The sequence below is a fragment of the Prevotella pectinovora genome, from assembly GCF_000834015.1.
Taxonomy (GTDB): domain Bacteria; phylum Bacteroidota; class Bacteroidia; order Bacteroidales; family Bacteroidaceae; genus Prevotella; species Prevotella pectinovora.
Genome location: NZ_JXQI01000025.1, coordinates 1 through 18,722 on the forward strand (window position 1 = coordinate 1; position 18,722 = coordinate 18,722).

At 41.8% G+C, this 18,722-nt stretch carries 20 protein-coding genes; 4 read left to right on the forward strand and 16 right to left on the reverse strand.

The annotated features are described in order from the left end of the window. Positions 1 to 158 (forward strand): transposase (locus ST42_RS03040; protein ID WP_231556896.1); only part of this gene is annotated, 158 nt, incomplete at its 5' end. Positions 159 to 314: 156 nt separating this feature from the next. Here ST42_RS03040 and ST42_RS03045 read toward each other — a convergent pair. The 9 genes from ST42_RS03045 to ST42_RS03085 form a co-directional block, all read right to left on the reverse strand. Beyond that, positions 315 to 887, reverse strand: coding sequence for a metallophosphatase domain-containing protein (locus tag ST42_RS03045; protein ID WP_044072214.1), 573 nt, complete (start codon positions 885 to 887; stop codon positions 315 to 317). After that, positions 888 to 1,823: a hypothetical protein gene (locus tag ST42_RS03050; RefSeq protein ID WP_044072216.1), complete on the reverse strand. Its 936-nt coding sequence runs from the start codon at positions 1,821 to 1,823 to the stop codon at positions 888 to 890. Positions 1,824 to 1,862: 39 nt separating this feature from the next. After that, the gene (locus tag ST42_RS03055) at positions 1,863 to 2,822 is read right to left on the reverse strand and encodes a hypothetical protein (RefSeq protein WP_042517261.1); all 960 of its coding nucleotides are present in this window, start codon (positions 2,820 to 2,822) and stop codon (positions 1,863 to 1,865) included. Between the two features lie 10 nt (positions 2,823 to 2,832). Then, positions 2,833 to 4,092 (reverse strand): MBL fold metallo-hydrolase, encoded by a 1,260-nt coding sequence (locus ST42_RS03060; protein ID WP_044072218.1) that lies wholly within the window; start codon positions 4,090 to 4,092, stop codon positions 2,833 to 2,835. 15 nt (positions 4,093 to 4,107) lie between these two features. Further along, positions 4,108 to 4,437 carry a hypothetical protein gene (locus tag ST42_RS03065; RefSeq protein ID WP_044072219.1) on the reverse strand — a complete coding sequence of 110 codons (330 nt, stop codon included), beginning with the start codon at positions 4,435 to 4,437 and terminating at the stop codon, positions 4,108 to 4,110. Positions 4,438 to 4,439: 2 nt separating this feature from the next. Continuing rightward, entirely contained in the window at positions 4,440 to 5,294 is an 855-nt protein-coding gene (locus tag ST42_RS03070) for a hypothetical protein (protein ID WP_044072221.1), read from the reverse strand. A 12-nt stretch (positions 5,295 to 5,306) separates the two neighbouring features. Further along, positions 5,307 to 5,879: a sigma-70 family RNA polymerase sigma factor gene (locus ST42_RS13095; RefSeq protein WP_082028562.1), complete on the reverse strand. Its 573-nt coding sequence runs from the start codon at positions 5,877 to 5,879 to the stop codon at positions 5,307 to 5,309. Positions 5,880 to 5,984: 105 nt separating this feature from the next. Beyond that, positions 5,985 to 6,659, reverse strand: coding sequence for a hypothetical protein (locus ST42_RS03080; RefSeq protein WP_156139280.1), 675 nt, complete (start codon positions 6,657 to 6,659; stop codon positions 5,985 to 5,987). Positions 6,660 to 6,664: 5 nt separating this feature from the next. Further along, a complete protein-coding gene (locus ST42_RS03085) occupies positions 6,665 to 7,567 on the reverse strand; it encodes a helix-turn-helix transcriptional regulator (RefSeq protein WP_044072226.1) in 903 nt (300 codons plus the stop codon). A gap of 156 nt (positions 7,568 to 7,723) precedes the next feature. Between ST42_RS03085 and ST42_RS03090 the strand changes: the two genes are divergently transcribed. Together ST42_RS03090 and ST42_RS03095 are read left to right on the forward strand one after the other, a co-directional pair. Further along, positions 7,724 to 8,227 carry a hypothetical protein gene (locus ST42_RS03090; protein WP_044072228.1) on the forward strand — a complete coding sequence of 168 codons (504 nt, stop codon included), beginning with the start codon at positions 7,724 to 7,726 and terminating at the stop codon, positions 8,225 to 8,227. Between the two features lie 5 nt (positions 8,228 to 8,232). Beyond that, on the forward strand, positions 8,233 to 8,811 hold the full coding sequence (locus ST42_RS03095) for a hypothetical protein (protein ID WP_197068901.1): 579 nt from the start codon (positions 8,233 to 8,235) through the stop codon (positions 8,809 to 8,811). Between the two features lie 248 nt (positions 8,812 to 9,059). Here ST42_RS03095 and ST42_RS03100 read toward each other — a convergent pair whose 3' ends face one another. The 3 genes from ST42_RS03100 to ST42_RS03110 are packed head-to-tail and all read right to left on the reverse strand — an operon-like array spanning position 9,060 to position 11,757. Then, positions 9,060 to 9,401 carry a serine integrase family protein gene (locus tag ST42_RS03100; RefSeq protein WP_231556894.1) on the reverse strand — a complete coding sequence of 114 codons (342 nt, stop codon included), beginning with the start codon at positions 9,399 to 9,401 and terminating at the stop codon, positions 9,060 to 9,062. A 12-nt stretch (positions 9,402 to 9,413) separates the two neighbouring features. Continuing rightward, positions 9,414 to 10,667 (reverse strand): hypothetical protein, encoded by a 1,254-nt coding sequence (locus ST42_RS03105; protein ID WP_156139281.1) that lies wholly within the window; start codon positions 10,665 to 10,667, stop codon positions 9,414 to 9,416. A gap of 22 nt (positions 10,668 to 10,689) precedes the next feature. Further along, positions 10,690 to 11,757 carry a Fic family protein gene (locus ST42_RS03110; protein ID WP_042517276.1) on the reverse strand — a complete coding sequence of 356 codons (1,068 nt, stop codon included), beginning with the start codon at positions 11,755 to 11,757 and terminating at the stop codon, positions 10,690 to 10,692. A 528-nt stretch (positions 11,758 to 12,285) separates the two neighbouring features. Here ST42_RS03110 and ST42_RS13980 point away from each other — a divergent pair. Beyond that, the gene (locus ST42_RS13980) at positions 12,286 to 12,546 is read left to right on the forward strand and encodes a hypothetical protein (protein ID WP_052485392.1); all 261 of its coding nucleotides are present in this window, start codon (positions 12,286 to 12,288) and stop codon (positions 12,544 to 12,546) included. 263 nt (positions 12,547 to 12,809) lie between these two features. Here the strand turns inward: ST42_RS13980 and ST42_RS03120 are convergent, their stop codons facing one another. From ST42_RS03120 to ST42_RS03135, 4 genes are read right to left on the reverse strand one after another with little or no spacing between them, the layout of a single operon-like run. Beyond that, positions 12,810 to 13,649 carry an HNH endonuclease signature motif containing protein gene (locus tag ST42_RS03120; RefSeq protein WP_042517278.1) on the reverse strand — a complete coding sequence of 280 codons (840 nt, stop codon included), beginning with the start codon at positions 13,647 to 13,649 and terminating at the stop codon, positions 12,810 to 12,812. A gap of 5 nt (positions 13,650 to 13,654) precedes the next feature. After that, positions 13,655 to 14,527 (reverse strand): hypothetical protein, encoded by an 873-nt coding sequence (locus ST42_RS03125; protein WP_042517280.1) that lies wholly within the window; start codon positions 14,525 to 14,527, stop codon positions 13,655 to 13,657. After that, on the reverse strand, positions 14,524 to 18,180 hold the full coding sequence (locus ST42_RS03130; RefSeq protein ID WP_042517281.1) for an ATP-binding protein: 3,657 nt from the start codon (positions 18,178 to 18,180) through the stop codon (positions 14,524 to 14,526). Before ST42_RS03130 ends, ST42_RS03125 begins: the two co-directional genes overlap by 4 nt. Then, complete coding sequence (locus ST42_RS03135; protein ID WP_042517283.1) at positions 18,177 to 18,719, reverse strand: condensin complex protein MksE; 543 nt, start codon at positions 18,717 to 18,719, stop codon at positions 18,177 to 18,179. The genes ST42_RS03130 and ST42_RS03135 overlap by 4 nt, the downstream gene beginning before the upstream one ends. Between the last annotated feature and the right edge of the window lie 3 nt (positions 18,720 to 18,722).

Here is an 18,722-nt window from a genome sequence, read left to right on the forward strand (position 1 = left end):
GATACATTATCGAAACCATTAACGACATGCTGAAGAATACGGCACAGATTGTACATTCACGCCATAGATCTGTAAGCAACTTTATCATGAACCTTATTTCAGCCTTGGGAGCATATTGTTTCTTTGACAACAAGCCAAAGGCATTGTATGGATACTGAATCGAAGACACGAAGCAACTTACATTGTTCTAAGGACAGAATAATCTCTTTCGATTCTTTTATATATAGCCCATGTCTGATGGCATGAGAAGAGAACTCGTGTATCTGTCTTCACATGCAACTAATCACTATTTTATCCCGAATTGGGGTATAATTTTACATGTCAAGAATGAACACTTTTGGTTTATTCCGTATATTGTAATTGTCATCTAACATTGCTGCATTTGAAAACACAATGCTATCATGCTTCTCTGTTCCAAAAGCATCATGGGCATGACCAAACAAATGATACTTAGGCATAACTTCTTGTACTCTGTTTCTTAAAGGTGCATTTCCCCAATGGATTCCTGACGATTCATCAAGTATCATTACTGGTGGTTCATGTGTAACAAGTACGTCGGTATCGTTTGGAATGAACTTTTCTGAATGATTGTATGCCAATCCAAAGAAGCGAATACCCTCTATTTCACAACTTCTGTCTTGAAGGAAATGAACATTGTCGGGAAGGTCTTCTATACCTTCAGCATCCCATAGACACAAATCATGATTTCCGGTGACGAATATCTTGTGCTTGTAAGGCAATTCTATAAACCAATTCAAGAAGTCAAGAACCTCTTCCTCTGTGCCTTGTTCCGTGAAGTCGCCACAATGCACAATAACATCAGCAGTTGGCAGGTATGTTAGTTGCTGATGCTTAGTGTGAGTGTCGGATATTTGAAGAATCTTCATTTATTTTTCTATCACCTTATTTGAAGTGCCGTCGGAATATAGTATAATATTCACTCCTTTTTGTGGACTATTCAATTTTACTCCGTTCGCATCATAACGAGCGACTTCTCTTCTGTTAGCCAATGACTTATCTGTCTTTATCATCTGTATAGCATTTGCTTTGCTATCATACTCATAGACAAAATAATGATAGTAACCAGGCTCTACCTCCTTTGAAGACAATTCATATTCTACAGTACTATAGGTATCACAATCTTTAATAACGTTCTTTGGATACATATAGTATGCTGTCACAATTAAATATGTCTTATCTTTAACATCTATTGCTTGGCAATAACCACTACTTATGTAATATGGTGGATCTATTCTGCACAAAATATTACCATCCCAATCAACCAAATTGAATTCTGTTGTTAAGGCAGTATATTGATGACTTACTCGACTTAATTGTCCTGCTATACCTGTATAGCTATCACTAAAAGTCGAAACAGAGTGAGACCTAAGAAACTGTTGATTTACACCCCTTAGATAATATAAAGTTTTAGCCTCTCCATTATAGAATTTGTTATAATTGTCAGTCCAAATATTATAGGAATATTTTGCCGATTTGTTTGGATAGTCAGCTTTCTCCCAGGCAGTGGTAGTATATGTTTTTCTATTGCTGTCATATTGATAGCTTCTGGTCAAGTAATAATAACCAGTATTAAGTTCCTCTTGTCCTGCATTGTGAATTTCCAGCGTGGTCCATTTTTCGTCATACACATTGCTTATGCCGTTTCCATAGCCTAAGATTTTGGTCTGTCCATCAACTGATTGAAAATTGTAGAATGCTCTTTCTGTCTCAGGAACTATCGTCTTAAATACCTGATCAATGACTGACTGAGCATGTGCAATCGTGGTGCAAAAGAGAGCCAATAAAATTATTCTTATTTTCATTTTCGTTCTATATTAAAGTAGAATATTTCAAGCAACACGTTATAGATCATAGAGTTCACGCACTCGTTCATCCAAATTATAGTTTCTGAATACACCTTGATATGTTAGTATATTCTTTCCCACTTTAAATGTTTGTGGTTGTGATTCTATTTCTTCTAACGCATCTACAAGTTGCTTGTGTATGTCTTCATAATCTCCGAAGAAGTCATTCGGCTTGTATATGGCTGGACGGAAATCATATAATATTTCTCCAAGATAAATGAGTTCTCTCTCATCTTTGCAATTCTTCATTCCCAGGTAGTGTGATACCATTTGTTTGATACCTTGCCAATAACGAGCTGGTCGTTTGTTATTGGTCTGAACCAATGTTATTTCATCACATCCAATGATAATATCCAAATCATCTATCTTGCCTTGCAGCTTAGAGTATATATTATTATAATCATCCGTATAGGAGAAGGATGTTTTTCCCCTCTGGTTGACATACTCAGAAAACTTGGATTCTAAATATAATGAGATAGACTTACCTTCATATGTTCCAGTAAGCTTTACGTCAATATGGGATGAATAATTCCTGCCCCTTATATTCTTTCCGATGATGTTAGACACTTCAAATTCACTCGTTGTAAACTTGCATGTCTTGCCTTCAATTTCTACAGAAAGAGGATTCTCTTCACTGACATTGTAAAAACACAGTAAGGCAAGGAGTGAAGATGAGTGGAAAACGTTGAGCTCATTCCATTCCTGGCCTGCTCCATTTATAGCTTGGTTAAACTTTTCGTCAAAAGATTCATTGGTGATTCCAAAGACTTCCTTTATTGCCTGAAGCAAACACTCCTTGTATTCTTCTGTGTTGGAAGGTTTCATTCCAACTTCAAAACAAAAAGAGTTTTCCGAAACCGAATTTCGGAAAGGAGTATTCACAATCCGACCTTCCTTCTTTAGTCTTTGAAATAGGTCGATCTGTTCAAAATAATTTGTATAGATAATATTTGCCATATCTTAAACATTACAATTCCGCATCTGCCTCCTTATGTATGCAGATAACTTCCTTAGGTTGAACGATTTTGATTACTTTCTCGATTGTATGGCGGTCGGCATGACCAGAGGTGTGAATGTCTACCACGTTGGGGAACATGTCACGAAACTCCTTGTACTTTGGGTCGGCCTTTACCTGCTCAGGATCCTTGTAGTACCCATCCCATGATGAATAGATGAGGAGTGTTTCTTCCTGGGGCAGCTTGTCGAGCAATCCTTTTACTCGTTCCATCTGCGATGTACCTACTACCATTGTCATACCTGTCTGCTTCAGTTTCTTCAGCAGTCGATCGTTGTAGAACAATGGCTCGAACGAGAACAAACCTTTTGACTGTTTTGATTCACGCTCAGTGAAGTATGCCATCGTTTTCTTCATAAACAAAGACCAGATGCAAAGGGGCTTTGCCGCATCGGTTGAAGCCTGTTTGATACTTGCCAGTCTCTCCATATCAGTGGCAGTTGCAAGGACAAAGACATACTTGAAGGCTTTCATCACATTCTGCATTTTGTACGATGCAATATGCTCATGGATGCACTTGTCTTCACGTTTGAGCATCGTACCCTCTGTGATAAGCACATCGATGTCAGTGGCATATTTCTTCAGAGTAGGAATCAGTCCCTTGCCCATGTAGCCATGCTCGCGATAGTCGCCCATGTGCCAGATGCGCTTGCCGTCAGCTTCGATGAGGAACATGTGGGAGTCATAGATGCTGTGGCAGTTAAAGAAAGGTGTTACCTTGATGTCGCCAATGCAGATGCTTTCTGGATCTTTGCGTGGTGAAGTACGCTGCCATACCTCAATCTTGTTGAGCAACTTACATTTGTTATCAGCAGATATGAGCCTATTCAAAGCGTCGCTATACTCCTGAGAATCACATTCGTTTTCAAGGAGTTCGTTGACTTTTAAGTCTGCGCCTTCGTATAGGACATCATACTTAATCTCCAGCAATCCTTTGGTTCCTTCGCTCATGTACTGAGGAACATCTTCGGGAATGTATTCAAACAATCCGACGTGATCCTCATGACCGTGAGTGTAGAATACAGCTTCATGCTGCTTCTTATTCTGAGCAAATATCCGTGTCACCAACGCTTCGTCTTCTTCGGGAGTTGTTGGCTCGCCATTGCCAGGCAAGTTCTGACCGAAGTCTATAAACACACGAGAAGTTTCTGTGGAAATCTCTGTGATGCAACCTCCAATCTGGTCAAGTCCTCTATGTACTTTTATATTCATGTTGCGAATTGTTATTTAGTCAGCTACTGTCTCAAACCACATGTCTTCTACCTCTTTTGTCCAAGGTCGCATGTGCTCCAGATACCATTTAGCCCTTTCTGCCGATAATGGGCATTCTGAATCTGGCACTTCGACAAATTCATGGCAGTCATCCATCGTGAAGATAAAACCGTTCTCCATTGGCCAGATTGTGAGCATAACCTCGTTTTTCAATGATTCTACGCATTCATCAGACAGGAACGGGTAATAGATATTACCATTTTTGCGACGTTCTCTTTGCTCGTTTATGGCAGCTTCTCGCAATTCTTCGGGAAGTTCACCTATACATGTGGTTACTATGTTCATGCTTATAAATCAGTTTGTATGCTGAAGTTAATCTTCTCTCTATTCAGTATGTCAATGAGACGTTCACGGTGAATCTTTCTTCCAGTTGTTTCCTTTGTCCAGTTATCAAAGATAAGTAAATGAGGCTCAGGATTGATAGAAAAAGGGCGAATCTGTGGCACTGGCAATCCTAATTCTGCCTTCACATCATAGAGTTTTTGGTAGTAGGCAAGGAGTTCAACAGAATATTTTGTAATGAAATCCTTGTATCTGTTCATCTGATCAACAATTTCTGGCGATTCATCTGTCTTGTGAAGCATTCTACCATCAGCAATACGCTTTAACTCTACAAATGTAATTACTCCTTTGTCACAGCGAATAAGGTCAATTCTATTCTTGTCTGTTGCATCATTGTAGGCAAACTCTGAATCAAGATGAAAATCCGACGACTGCGTTATCAATGTGCCCTGAATAAACTTTTCAGACCATTTTTCTTTATCAACAATGCCATTGATAGCATGTTTTTGAGAGTAGCATGTCTTTACTCTCTCTATGACTTTATCGCACACGAGGATTTCTGAATTTGTCTCTTTCGGTTCATCAATAATGCCACTACATTCAATATAAGCATTACTCTTTGATGGAGCTGGGAGGTTAAGGTATTTGTGATGAGTAAAGACCTGTAACTTCTTATGCTTGCTACAATAGTGTATGCGAGCAACGCTACCACCCTCAAAATACACGTTGACTTGATTGTCTTTGCGTATTTCGATGTACAGAGAAGAGTCGTTCTTGAATCTTGCCCACCAAGATGGATTTTTCTTCAATTCCTGAAATATCTTGGCTTCAGGTTTAAGTATGTCGAATGTTATTGCCATAACCTGGTAATTTTATTTATCCTTATGAGCATTGAGCTTTGCAATAGCCCTGTCTCTTAGTTGCTGAACTCGTGTAGTCGTAAGATTTAAGCTTTCTCCGATGTCATCAAGTGATTCTGGTGAATCGACAAGACCAAACCATCTAGTAAGTATCTCTTTATCACGTTCGTTGGACATTTTTGAAACCATCTCTTGTTTATCTTCCTTCGTGAGATCAGATAGATTTAAGTCGTTCTTTGAAGTCTCAAGAAATGCGAGAATGCTCGCCCTGATGAACCAAACTGCATAAGCAATGAACTTGAAACCTCGCTGTGGGTCAAACTTCTTTGCAGCAAGTTCAAGTCCTTTGTTACCAGCCTCAATAAGTTCTTCCATAGACTTACCTCTGTTCTGGTACTGCTTTGCAACACTTACTACGAAACGAAGGTTGCCGGCAATGAGTTGAGCGAGAGCTTCATCATCACCTCCTTTGATGCGATGGGCGAGCTCAGTTTGCTCTTCGACAGTTTGAAGTGGATGCTTGTTTACTTCTACCAAATATGAATCCAAAGACTGACAAACGCGGTTTGTAATTTTCTTGTTCATTGTATTATAGAATTTATGTGTCTCTATAATAATATACGAATGAGAAAGTAGAAATTTGGCAAAAACGGCGTTTGTTCGGCAAAAACGGCGCAGAAGAAGATGATTTTATCCTTTACTGCAGTCTATATAAACATGGAATATATTCTTCTTTTGTTCTTCTGTCAATTGCAAATTATGGTATTCCTCGTTCCAAATCTTCTCCCAATCACTTGCATTTTCCACATTAAGCCTTGGCGTCTTTTTAAATCCATTGAGGAAACTTATATAACAGAGTTTTGCATCAATCCCATTCTCTTTGCAAAAATACAAAAATGCCATTCTATTTGCAAGTTGATAACTGTTTGACTCGATCCATTTCTTAGCAAGATCTTTATTGCCGCATGTCATTTCAAAGGCGTTTATTATTTTTTTTCGGCTATCAGTATTTTTTGCTCCGCAATTCTGGAACGCTTCATCAAGATGAGCCTTTGCTTCTACGAAATACCATATATTGCCTACCTTGAAGATGCCATCCCAATTATGAGAGTTTCCTCTTTGGGGCCAAAACATTTTCCATGCCTCGCATATAGATTTATAACATGGAAGTAGTTTAAAACACTCTACGTCCTTCAATTCTCCATCCATAGATAACCGTTTTTCATCAACCGGATAATCAATCCACTCTATTTCTTCTTGAGTGTGTATTACATCTTTTATCTTCTGAAACAAGAACCTTCTATGATGTCCTAGATAACGTAACAACTGATATTCACTACCGTAACCTATTGCCATTTCTGCCATAATTCTCAATATCTATTTAATGTTAAACTTATTTCCTTCTTTATCTCTTCACGATATTCCAATGGTTCCAACACCTCGACGTTCGGTCCCATTGCCAATATCTTTGACTTTAATTCTGGTGTTAGACAGACTCTGTAGGTAAACTCAGCGAACTCACCGTAGCGTGACTTGACCTCACTTTGTGACTTATGGAGTGGTAACATTCTCATGTATTCCATCTGTACACCATATACTCTTATCTTCAGATTTACGACAGGGAGATCTTCATTCACATAAATTCCCACAACATTATCATAGTACTTTCGGGGGATAAAGTCCTTGGGAAATTCAAACTTGTTAGTTGTAGTATGAAGGTCAAGAAATCTTTCCAATGCTAGATGTCTGATGGATTCCTTTTCTTTTATATAGCCAAGTACATACCATCTTCTGTTGTACACCTTCATAGAATAAGGCTGCATCGTAAGCGTTTCTCGCTGCCCTTCATAACGTTGATAGTCAATTATAAGTTCCGTATTAGTCCTCATAGACTCTACAACTGAGTCAAAGTAACCTGTACCATGAGGTATCTCTTCGAGTAAGATACGGTCACGCATCATATTGAAGGTTGTGAAGTCCTGGGGAACACTATACTTACGCAATAAAAGTTGAGCATAAGGATTTTGAATCAGGACTTCTGGATTCTTTATATAATATATGTAACCCTTCGATTTATCACATTCTATGATAACTCCAAACATTTCTTCGATACCTTTACGGTGTTCGTGGAAGGTGCGTATTGGTAAACCGCCCATATAGGCATATGGAGAGCCCTCCCATCTCTTAGCAATATCCTCGAAGGTGAGAGGGTATTTTGATCGCTTGATAGTGTCAAGCAGCCAAATATATCTGAGATATGTTTTACTAATCATGTTTCAAAAGTTTCTGCAAATTTATAGAAATTACGGCAAAAACACGAAGAAATTGCGTTTGTTCTGCGGAAATTTTGCAGAGAAGGTGGTAAAATTACCGATTTTGAAGATTTTTCATCGTATTATGTAATAGTAACGTACAAAATCAAACAGAGTATGACAAAGAAAAAGAATCAGAAGAAAGCAGAGGCACATGCAAAGAAGAGTGCCGTTGAGACTCTTCGTTTCCAAGCCCACTGGGGACTGAAACAACTTGGCAACGAGGATGGTAATCTGTTCCACAAACTCGTAGATACAGAGGTGGACTTTATTGCTGAACTTGAACTTGCTCAGGATATGTTAGCCATAAAATCACTCGTTGATGGTGTTAAACAGTCTTTTGTGGTGACTCCAACACCAGAAAAAGGAGATTTCGTTAAAAGTCCTACTGCTGTTGCTCTTGAAATAGCACAGGTTGAAGACATCAATAAGATTGGCCTTCCTCTTACATGGAGCGAGATGATTGCACAAAAAATACTGACAATCTATTATCCAGAAGAATACCGGAACCAAATTGTCGATTGGGCAAAAACAAATGGCTATAACATATCAACATACCTCGGTCGCCCAATAGTAAAGTTCAGTAAGTTGTATATAATCATAGATAGAACACGCGCATGAAAAGAATGACAGAAGAGAAGGCAGAGCAGATGCTCGCCTTCATTGCTGATAAGTTTGATACAAACAATCTTCCGTTCGATGATGCTGCTACGTTTGAGTTGTTTCAACGTGCAGACACAGACGGCATCTTCATGATGGAATCCGAATGGGACAAGTATGACCTTCTCCGAATTAAGCCTAAAAATATGGATGAATTAACAGCAGCCATAGCGTTAAGCCATGGATTGGCAGTCAATCCGTATATCTACACCTATCTGAAAGTACAGGAGATACAGCCTTTTACCTATCCAAGGTTCACAGAAATGGAGAGGGTAAAGGAAATCCTTTGTGATACACATGGAATGTTACTGTGGAAGGAGCAGAAAGAAGAAATTCTTGCCTACATAGATTCGCTTTCTGATGAAGAGAAAGAACGCTATAGTTCGGCTATAAAGATTGTGTTACATGAGATAGAATTGCGCCAACATTCCCTCTCGAATAGAAAATTCTTTCGAAACAGAGCAATGATCTGTTACAAACTGGCATACATAAAGGCACATATGCCTGAAGATTTTGAAAGATTAAGAATGAAACTCTGTAACTAATAGGGGGCTGTTCTTAGGAGACATCAATCATCGTAAATCGCGACCCCGAATCAGGGTTCTGGTTTGGAAACCTCATTGTTATTTCGACAATCTGGTTTTGAAAGCATATTAGCGTTTCACGAATCTGGTAAAAAACACAGGGGTGAAACACCACCCCGGCTTATGACAAAGGGCATAGCACGTCGCTATACCCTTGACCACTATATTATGATACTGTGTTTCACGGCTCCATTCCAAGGTTTCGTGCGTCAAGCCACAAATTCCTTCTTGACTCTTTGAACAGTGCCGATTCCTTTTCCTGTGAGTTTTGCAACATCACGGATGGCATACCCCTTATTCAAGAGGTTGATAACCTCTCTATATTCTTCCCTCTTTTTATCCTGGGACTTGGTGGAACCTGTAGGTCTGCCGAGTTTACCGCCTTTCTCTACATACTGCTTTCTTTCTGAGTTCAGTCGAAATGTGATGTTATCACGTTCCAACTGAGCACAGGTAGAAAGGATTGCTATCATAACAGAGGCAAGCAAAGATGGCTTGTCCTCCTTCTCAAGATGCATAAAAGTTTCTTCTCGCATCAGTTCCCATGGCATTTGCGAATTTTTCTACCCCCATCCTTGCTCCGCTATATACCCCTCCAGATCTTCCTGAATTTTGATTAATCCACTATCGGGTAACTTCGCAGCAGCCTTTGTAATACTAAGGAAGTCTCCATCTGGGTACCACTCTTTGAACAAATAGGCTGTGAATCGGGCAACATCTTCAAGTCTAAAATCAAGATAAAACGCGATATTGCGAGTGTAGTGAGCAATGTCCAGCGTCGTAAGAACATTGCCTATTTTGTTTATCTTCTTCTTACGGCCATATTTTCTGGCAAACTCATCCTTGAATGGATTCAAAATTGGGCTTGGTTCTGACTTGTCGAACTTACCACCAGTTTCGGCAAAGGTGCAAACCTTGTGCTGAATGAATGCGTATGATTCTGGGGAGAATCCGAATTGGGTGAGTTCCATCACAGCATATGTTGTTACAACTTTCACTCTTTCTGAGTTTTCGCGTAAGATTCTTTCACGTGATTCTTCTAACGCCTCTGTCGCCTTTTTGAACAAATAGAATCCATCACTGCGGAGTTCATCAATAGCTTTTTGCTTGAACTGCTCCAATTCTTCAGCCTGTCGAGCTTTAAGTTCTTCAATCTGAATGTTGTAGGAGCTTTGCGATTCAACGAGTCGAGTTTGAAGGTCTTCGATACTTCTCTCTTTCTCCGTAATGTCTTGTGTCAATCTGACGATTTCGTTTTCCGATTTCTTGTGGACATTCTCAAGATTCTGATAATCTAGCTCGTATCGGCTTTTACAGAATTCCAATTCCTTCTTTTTCTGGTCTATCTCACTTTGCAGATTATCCAGTTCTTCTTTCTGCTTCGTGCGGATCTCGTCCAGTTGAGCCTTCTGTTGCTTGTGGCATTCTACGATAACCTGTCGGCGTACTAACTCGTTATCTCTTTGTATGCGCAGCTCCGTCTCTTTATCATACTCTTTCCGAAATGCTGCAATTATTCGCTGGTTATCCCGATCTTTGTTTCTTCTCCTTAGTCTATCATATGGATAGTCAGCGGTGAAGATGCAAGATAGAACAGCCATAGTACATAATATGATGACTACAATACAACCTGCAAAATCGCATACATAACTGAAGAACGAATATGGGTGTGCTCCTGCCTGACTTGTCATGTACATGATGGCGACAAACACACCTAATGGGTAGAACAAATACCTTGCCCACCGTGACTTTGCAACGTCACACAAGAAGAGCTTCAGTTCGTTTAAGTAGTCGTACCAAGTATTTCCTTGAATCATACGTTTATACGTGATTTGTGTTTTATACTGATGGGGTGATAATTAGCCTCCAAGAATTGTCTTTCTCTGTACGAGCTATATAGCCTTTGTCTGTAAGGAGTCGCAATTGCTTGTTTACCGCTGTAAGACTGATACCGGCAGCCTCTGCCAATTGAGGTATAGTGCTATTCGGCTGCTCATACATGCGATTCAGTATTATGCTGGTGGTTGCACTACGGAATTTTACACGTTCGCCATCAAACCACCATACATTATCTCCACGCTCAGTCAGGAACTGTATGTCGTAAGACACTTCGTCAATAAAGAGGTTAGTAAAGTAAGTAAGAAACTGTTGAATGTCGCGCTTTGAGGCGTGTGCGCCAAGTGAAGGTGCTGCACCAACAGTCAGGTCTGTACGATGCAACGCCTCTAAATACTCTTTTTTCTTACGGCTACGTACCACTATCATAGGGTAATCATGGCGAGTGAGGATGTAATTGACCATCAATCGGGCTATACGCCCGTTGCCATCTTCAAATGGATGAATACGAATGTACCTATAGTGGAATATTGCAGCAAGTTCTATTGGAGTGAACTTTCCAGATCTTTCTGCATCGTTGAACCAATCTACCAAATCGCTCATCAAAGCAGGAGTCTCTTCGGGCGTAGCATACTCAAATCGGTCTCCATAACGGGTAATGACGGAATTTGGACGAGTTTTGTATTGCCCGGCATGAATGACGTAGCTCGTCTGAACACCTCCAGGCAGTGTGCGATATACTGTGTAATCCTCACGCAAGAGGGTCTTATGTAATGTTCGTATAAAATGCTGCGTCAAAGGAGTCTCTTTAAGTAGAGCCTCCTCCTTCATCATTTTTAGACCAACATTGCTGGCAGTCATTTCGTGTACATCACGAACATCAGCCTCGCCAACAATCTTTCCGAACATGAGCAATATCTCTGTCTGTCCATAAGTCAGTGTATTACCCTCAATATGGTTGCTGTTGTAGTTGAAATCAATAGTGAATCGACGACTTAGCATCTCTCTGTCTCTATCAGACAAAGGCTGCAAAGCGTTCCACTCATTCATCACATTTTCTATACTTTTCATACATGCGCTTTTTGCAAGAAATTACATTAAAAGGTTTATGTCATCAACCTTTATAGACTACAAAGTTACAAAAATTCCATCAAATAATAGTAAAGTAATACACAAAAAGGTGCATTTCGACAACCTTTTTTAGCATTATTCGTTGTTCTTGTGCTATTTCATCCAGCATTTTTGTGGTACTTTGTTTTTGTGATGCAATGTATCGTGCGTGTGCGTATATATTATAATGAGTAATCTGACCAAACAAGATTTTAAAATTTGCTATCTATAGATAACAATAAACAAATCTATATACCTTCTGCTGAATATACTAATCGTCTTATTGTTTCCTATTTTTGTTTGCCTTAACTGCCCTTAATAGATTCCCAAAACGTTCACGCGTGTTTGTAAATCACTGATACACAATACTGTTTATATTCGAGGAGGTCAAATGAGACCAATAAGTAAAGACATAACAAAACACTATCAAATAGCGTGTAGCTCAATGAGTTACACGCTATTTGCATTTTATAGGCTCATGTTTTCTATGTGCTTATTCTGCCTTTTTTTAATGTTGGCTACTATGATGTAAAACGCTTTGATGATGGCGAGCTTACCATCCACGAACTTGTCAATGGCGCATTCGATCCCGCAGAACAAGTCAATGCAAAACAGGCAGAACTCCTTGGCGCAGTCCTCATCGCAGCTATGGATGGCCCAGCTCAAGCTCGTGTAGGTACAGGAGGCGGTGGAAGTAATAGTCATTCTCCTTGGAATGACAAGGATAAAAGAAAGAACGTTAGGCGTTGATGGTATTGTAATAGCTTACGCGCGTGTGAGTATAAATAATGATGAGTGGTCCTTCCCGAATTGGGAATGACCACTCATTTAGCTGATGTCACCTTCGATATATTTTACAGCTGCTTCTTTTATATATTCAGATACATGGTGTCAACCCACGTCCTGAAGACCAATAGCGGTACGCCAAGCCGAGGCTCTTTCACGTTTATGTGGCTCTGCCACACGTTCGTATGCTTCAACGTCAATATATTTATGTATTTCGTTCATGTTTGTTATATGTTCAAATGCTTATCTATCTTCACTTTCTCAATCAATCCATTAGGAAAGATAAACGCCAAATTCTTACTATCCCATGATGGATTTGCCTTGTGGATGATGCGGTGATATGAGGGCGAGAGGATGATGATATTCGAGGTGTCGTTGTTCATACTCTCAGTGAAGGGGATGATGTGATGGGCTTCTACCACCTGAGCGTTGTATTCATCGCCAACCTTCTCGCCTGTCATCTGGCAACGATAGTCGTAGAGAAGTTTTAGGGAATCTCCAATTGAGCGGTCAAGCAGTCTAACCTTCTGCAAGCGAGTAACTTGTTTGATACCAACGCTCTTATCTTCACGCGGTTCGAAGGTTTCAAAGTTGAGTTCCGACATCGTGCTCACTTCAGTCTTCACTTCTGCCTTGACTGTCGTTGTGATGCAATCAGCCACAAAGACGTCGGGTAAATCCGTAGTGCTAAGGGCAAGAAACTCCTGATGTTCCTTGGGTATACGGATGGTGAACTTTCGATTGATGTTTTTCGGTAGGTTCTTGATGCTTTCCACATAGTTCCAGGTCGAAGAGAATACCTCTCGCAATCGTTTCACTAATGCGCATCCTTCGCTGTACCTTATCTGTATTACGTCCGCATGTCCATCATACTTCGTGCGGTCAAAGTCTTGGTTCTTGAGTTGTGCATCATAGCCCACACCATCAATCAACACCTTTACGTTACGTGTCTCCCCATGCTGGGGCATACCCCCAGGCATCGCCTTCAGCAGGTGATGAAACTCCACCGGAATCTGGAATCCCTGACGCAGAGTGGAACGATCTATGAGTTTTTGGTAAAGAAACATAGTATTTAAAAACTTATATAGCCCTCTTGGTCATACCCCTTATGGTACTTCATAATCAGGTCGATCAAAGCCTGCAGTTCAGGGATATCAGAAGACAAATGACGGTTCTCGTAATAGTTGCCCTGGAAACGTTCCGTTGAACCATTCCTCAGCCTCTCTTCCACGTCCGAAGGTATCAGATACGATGACCGATCTGGCAAATAGCGATGAAATTCAGTTATAAAAATCCTGATACCGGCAAGATCATAGTCGCCAAAATGGACATACGGATTGCCAATTCCCATAAGCCAGTTCCTGAGGTCGCACGATTGGGGATAGCGAGACACGAACAGCAGCTGTTTCCCTGGCAGGCACGACTCAAACAGATACCTTTGCTGACGTATGAATCTGAAATTCTCTGGATTCTCGATGCCCACTACTATCACGTCAGACGGAATCACAAAACGCTCCCAATCCGACACGAACACACAGCTTCCTTCCTCTGGTAGGATAACACATGACCTGCCATTTAATTGAGCATCAATAGCCTCATAAGAATTAACAAGAAACCCAGGGAAAGACCTCCTCATCTTCAATTTCGAATTTCCAGAATCCGCAGCCTGAGAAGCACGCAAAGCGCCTCCAGAAGAGCCATCATCCATCAGCAGATTTCTCGTCTTCTTGAGGTCAGCAAAACGCTCGTCAATTCTCGCCAAGGCCTTCACAAACGACTCTCTGTCTACAGCCTTCAAGCTTCTCTTGCTACCTCTCGAAGAACTGACCAGAATACCGTCTCTGACTAGTTCATTCACCCATTCTCCCGTTAATCTGCAGGCAGGCAATGATTCGCCATTACTCAGGGCAATGAGCTTGTCTATCAAACTTCTGGTTATTTTCATTTCTGAGTAATTAACGGACGGACAATAGTTCTCGACTTACTATCCTTGTCCAATAGATAGGTATATCGATAATCTGAAACATTATATGTAGTAGGCGAAGAATTGATCAACAGGATGTTCTTCGAGTTGGCAAATCCCAAAATACCCTTCACGTTCTGTGGATGCAGCTTGCCAATCTCATCCATCATGCAATGCACTTTGAAATCACCGAACTTCTTGCTGACCTGTGACTTGAATACATTGATCAGCATGATGTTGATCATAGCTTTCACCAACGTATCGGTTCCCTCACTACCCACATGCGAGAGCTTCGATGTCCATTGTGTGTCATTATCGTTCTCCACCACTCGGAACTCCAAATCGAACAGGTCGCCCAATGTCATACTCTTCCTGCTCGTATCTTCATTCAGATACTTCATCAGGTCCAGGATATGATCCACAGCCTTGTTGTTCACATCCTCCCGATTATCGGTGGTGAACAGGTCTGCCTCACCCATTGCGAACTGGTTCTCGTCATGGAACTCCTTGATACGCTTCATCAGCTGAACCATCTTGTCCGATGACGGTTTCGATCGGATAGAAATCTGCCGGATGACCTTCACAAACTTCTGAGCATCAAAGTCCTTGTTAATACCCTGAATCACCTTCACCACTTCCGACTCGCGTTTGGTCAAAGCTCCAATCTCCGAAGAGACACGCGCAAGAATCTCAGTGTAGCGTTCACTCGTCCTGTTCCTGTACACCTCAATCATGTTGTTATGGATGAAGTCATCCAGATTCGAAGCAAAGTCCAGATAATCCTCCACAGTCTTCAGCACAACCTTAAAGTTAAAGGTATTCTTGGACGTGAAATTATCGTTGAACAGCACAACCGACTGCTTGAACTGTTCTTCTTTCCTGTGTCTCGAAACGATGATGCCGGTCAAATCCGACACCACCTCTTCAGGCGATTTCAGGGTCTTACGCTCTGGCACATCCCTGAGTATCGGCGGACAAAGATCCGAATTGCCAACAAAGTCATCTGCCTTCCCCAGACCTTGTTTTATCTTCTGCAATTGCTCATTGCACCCGCTTATCTCTTTATTCAATGAAGCAATCTTACGGTCGTAATCCTGTCGCCTCAGTTCGTACTTGTCCTCCAGCTGACCGAGTTTCTCCTGCAGAGTTTTCTTCAAAACCTTGAACTCATCCTCTTTATCCAGTAGTTCTTCTTTATCAGACTGATACTTATAGACGAACTTGCGATTGTTTTCTATATAATCAAGTTCCTTCTCGATGCCGCTGATGGTGTCTTTGCACTTCTCCACAGCACCCGTATCGGCACCCTTTCCCTTCATTTCATTCAGTTCCTGTTGCTGCAAGCGCATGATCTCCGTTTCAGTCGAAGTCTGCTTTGCCTTGACTGCAATTTCTATCTCATTCAGAGCAGCCTTCTGTTCACCTTCAACCTTAGCCACAGCCTGTTCAAACAACTTCTGGGCAGTCTTCAGTTGTTTCTCCTTGTCGTCTCTGGTCTTCGTGATGACGGACTCTGCATCCATCAGCCTGTGGCTCACATCATTCATTTGCTTGTCCAGAGCTGCCTTCTTTTGCTTTTTCTCCTCCTCTGTCTTGTTCAGGAGGTCCTGAATCTTCACATCCAGAGCCTTCACCTTTCCTGGGATAGAATTCCGTTGAGCCTCACAAAGCGACCTTCGTTCACGCATGTCCTTCACCCGGGGAGTGTAGGCCTTTCTCTGCGAATCCAGTTCCACTACCTTCTTCGCTTCAATTTCTGCACACGCCTTCCTCATAGCCTTCAGCTGCTCTTCCAGCCTCTGCTTCTCTGCCTTTATTTCGTCAGGCTTGCGCACACTCATCGGCAGTTCCGTCAGATCCAGTTCCACCCCATAGAGTGTCTTGCCTGCAGTATCCACCTTTTCGGGATGCAATCCTGTACGATACAGTACCTGCTTCTCGTCTATGATCTTTCCGATGTTCTTTTCCCATCCTGTCACATGGCCGTCCAGCCACTCGTAGAGCGAACCTTTCGTACACTCGAGCATCTTATCCAATTCGGCAATCTTCGTCTCTACTTGTTTCATCTCTTGAGCCTTTCGCTCCAGTTCTGCCTTTGCTTCAGACTCTATGTCCTTTACAATAGCTTCATATTCAGTCTGCAACTGCTTCAAGTTGGCATCCAGACTTCTGATGTCGCCAGCCAGTTTCACCTCCTCCTTCTGCAGCTCAACCTTCTTAGCCAGATGCAGATCCATCACATCCTTGTAAGGAGCATAGAACAGCAAAGCGTGCAGGCTCTTCTCACACTCCTGTCTCTCCAGTTTGATGCTATCTATCTGGCTCTCCGCAACTCTTAGTTTTTCTTCAAAAGAAGCTGCAATCTCTCTCTTCTGCTTGTCTCTTTCATCCATCAGCTGTTCCTTTCTCGAGAGAGACTCTGTGCGGATATTGTTCTTCCTATTCTCCTGCAACTGCCTGAAGCCGTCCAATTCCGACTTCACACCATCCACCAGCTTCTTGTATTTGCTGGCAATATCATTGTACTGGCACGTGAGGTCATTGAGTCTCTCCTTCTGAGCCGTCAGCTGTTCCTTCAGCAAAGGTCCCTCATTGCATCTGCGGATTATCTCATCAATACCTATGCTAGTATAGTATTCCTTCTTCGCCTTGCAAGACTTGATTCTGTCATCCGCTACGCCCAGTTGCTTGTTCAGGCCTGATTTCTCAGTCTCGTACTTCTCCTTTACTTCTCCCAGCAGCTTCTGCTGGCGCTCTCTTTCGGCTGTCAGTTTCTCCGTATTCTCTTCAACCAACGGAATACGTTCACGCGAATTTCTGACCGCATAGTTCAGTTCGCCACACAGCTCCCCAATCTGCTGCTTCTGATACAGCAGGTCATGGTAGCAGGCTATCACCTTGTCAGCCTGTAGTCTCACTGCCGATTCCCCCTTGGCATTGGTCCTGAACCAGCACGAAATATCCTTATACTCTTGCTCAAAGTCGGCCACCTGCCCACGATAATAGGCCAGATTGATGTTCGATTCTTCTTCCTCCATCGATCGGATGATGATATCCTTGATGAAGTCGGCATCTAACCTTGAATTAAGGAACACATTCTGTATCGACCGGTAGATGTTCTGGTAGCTCTTCGCCTCCATGAGCTGGAAGTTTCCGAACTCTTTGCCAGCCACCTTGTAGTTGCCGTAGATGATTTCCCTAAACATCTCGTAACGGTCAATCAACTTGCTCATGTAGATGTTTTTGTCCAGACGCGAATTGATGACCTTATACTCCGATGTCACGTCACCAAACTCATCCACCAGCCATTTTCTCTCGAATGGAGCATCTATGAAACGATAGCATGCTCTCCCCGAAGAGCGGAACACCAAAACCGTAAAAGGCCTGTGCTCATGCTCCACCTCATACACGATATAAGAGTTGGGGTTCGGCAGATAAAAGTCGTCAAACGACTTCATCTCCTTCGGAATACCGAGATGCAGTTTGTCCGCATTATAGAAGAACAGGATAGCTCTCAGCAACGTACTCTTGCCCACACCTTGGGTTCCAATGAAGTGTACATTTCCGTCCAGCTTAATTTCCGCATAGCGTATGTTCGCGCTATTGATGAAGACAATTTTCCTTAGTGCTCTCATTGCTCATCCTCCGTTTCATAAATGGTGAGACAATCAATCATTTCTTCGATATAATGGAAAGCCGATGTTACCTTGTAAGTGCCGTCCAGTTCGTTCTCCATCTCCACGAATCCCTGTTTCTCAAGGTCCTTCACCAGACTTTCGACTTTATTCTCCAGACTCTTCTCCTCCGGATACAGTCCTCCGGATTTCTCCTTCAGCTCGATGTCATTGGCAAACTGCTCCATGATGTTCGACTTGCGGAAAGTAAATCCAGGACCGAAGGTGGAGTTAAACACCTTCAGGAAGTCCACACGATCTATCCATTCTGCCATACGCTGGATCTTGTTCTCCAAGTCCACCTTGTTCTCTGTACGAGTGAAGTAATAATAGCTATTTCCACTTTCAAGGATGAAACCGATGCCCTTGTAGTACTCCAGATACTCATTGTAGTCATCCTCAATCGCATCATATAGTTGTGTCTTCTGCTGTGAGACACTATTCTGCGAGATGAAACCTCCTCGACTAAGGATATCGAATATTTCTTTTGTATATCGCATACG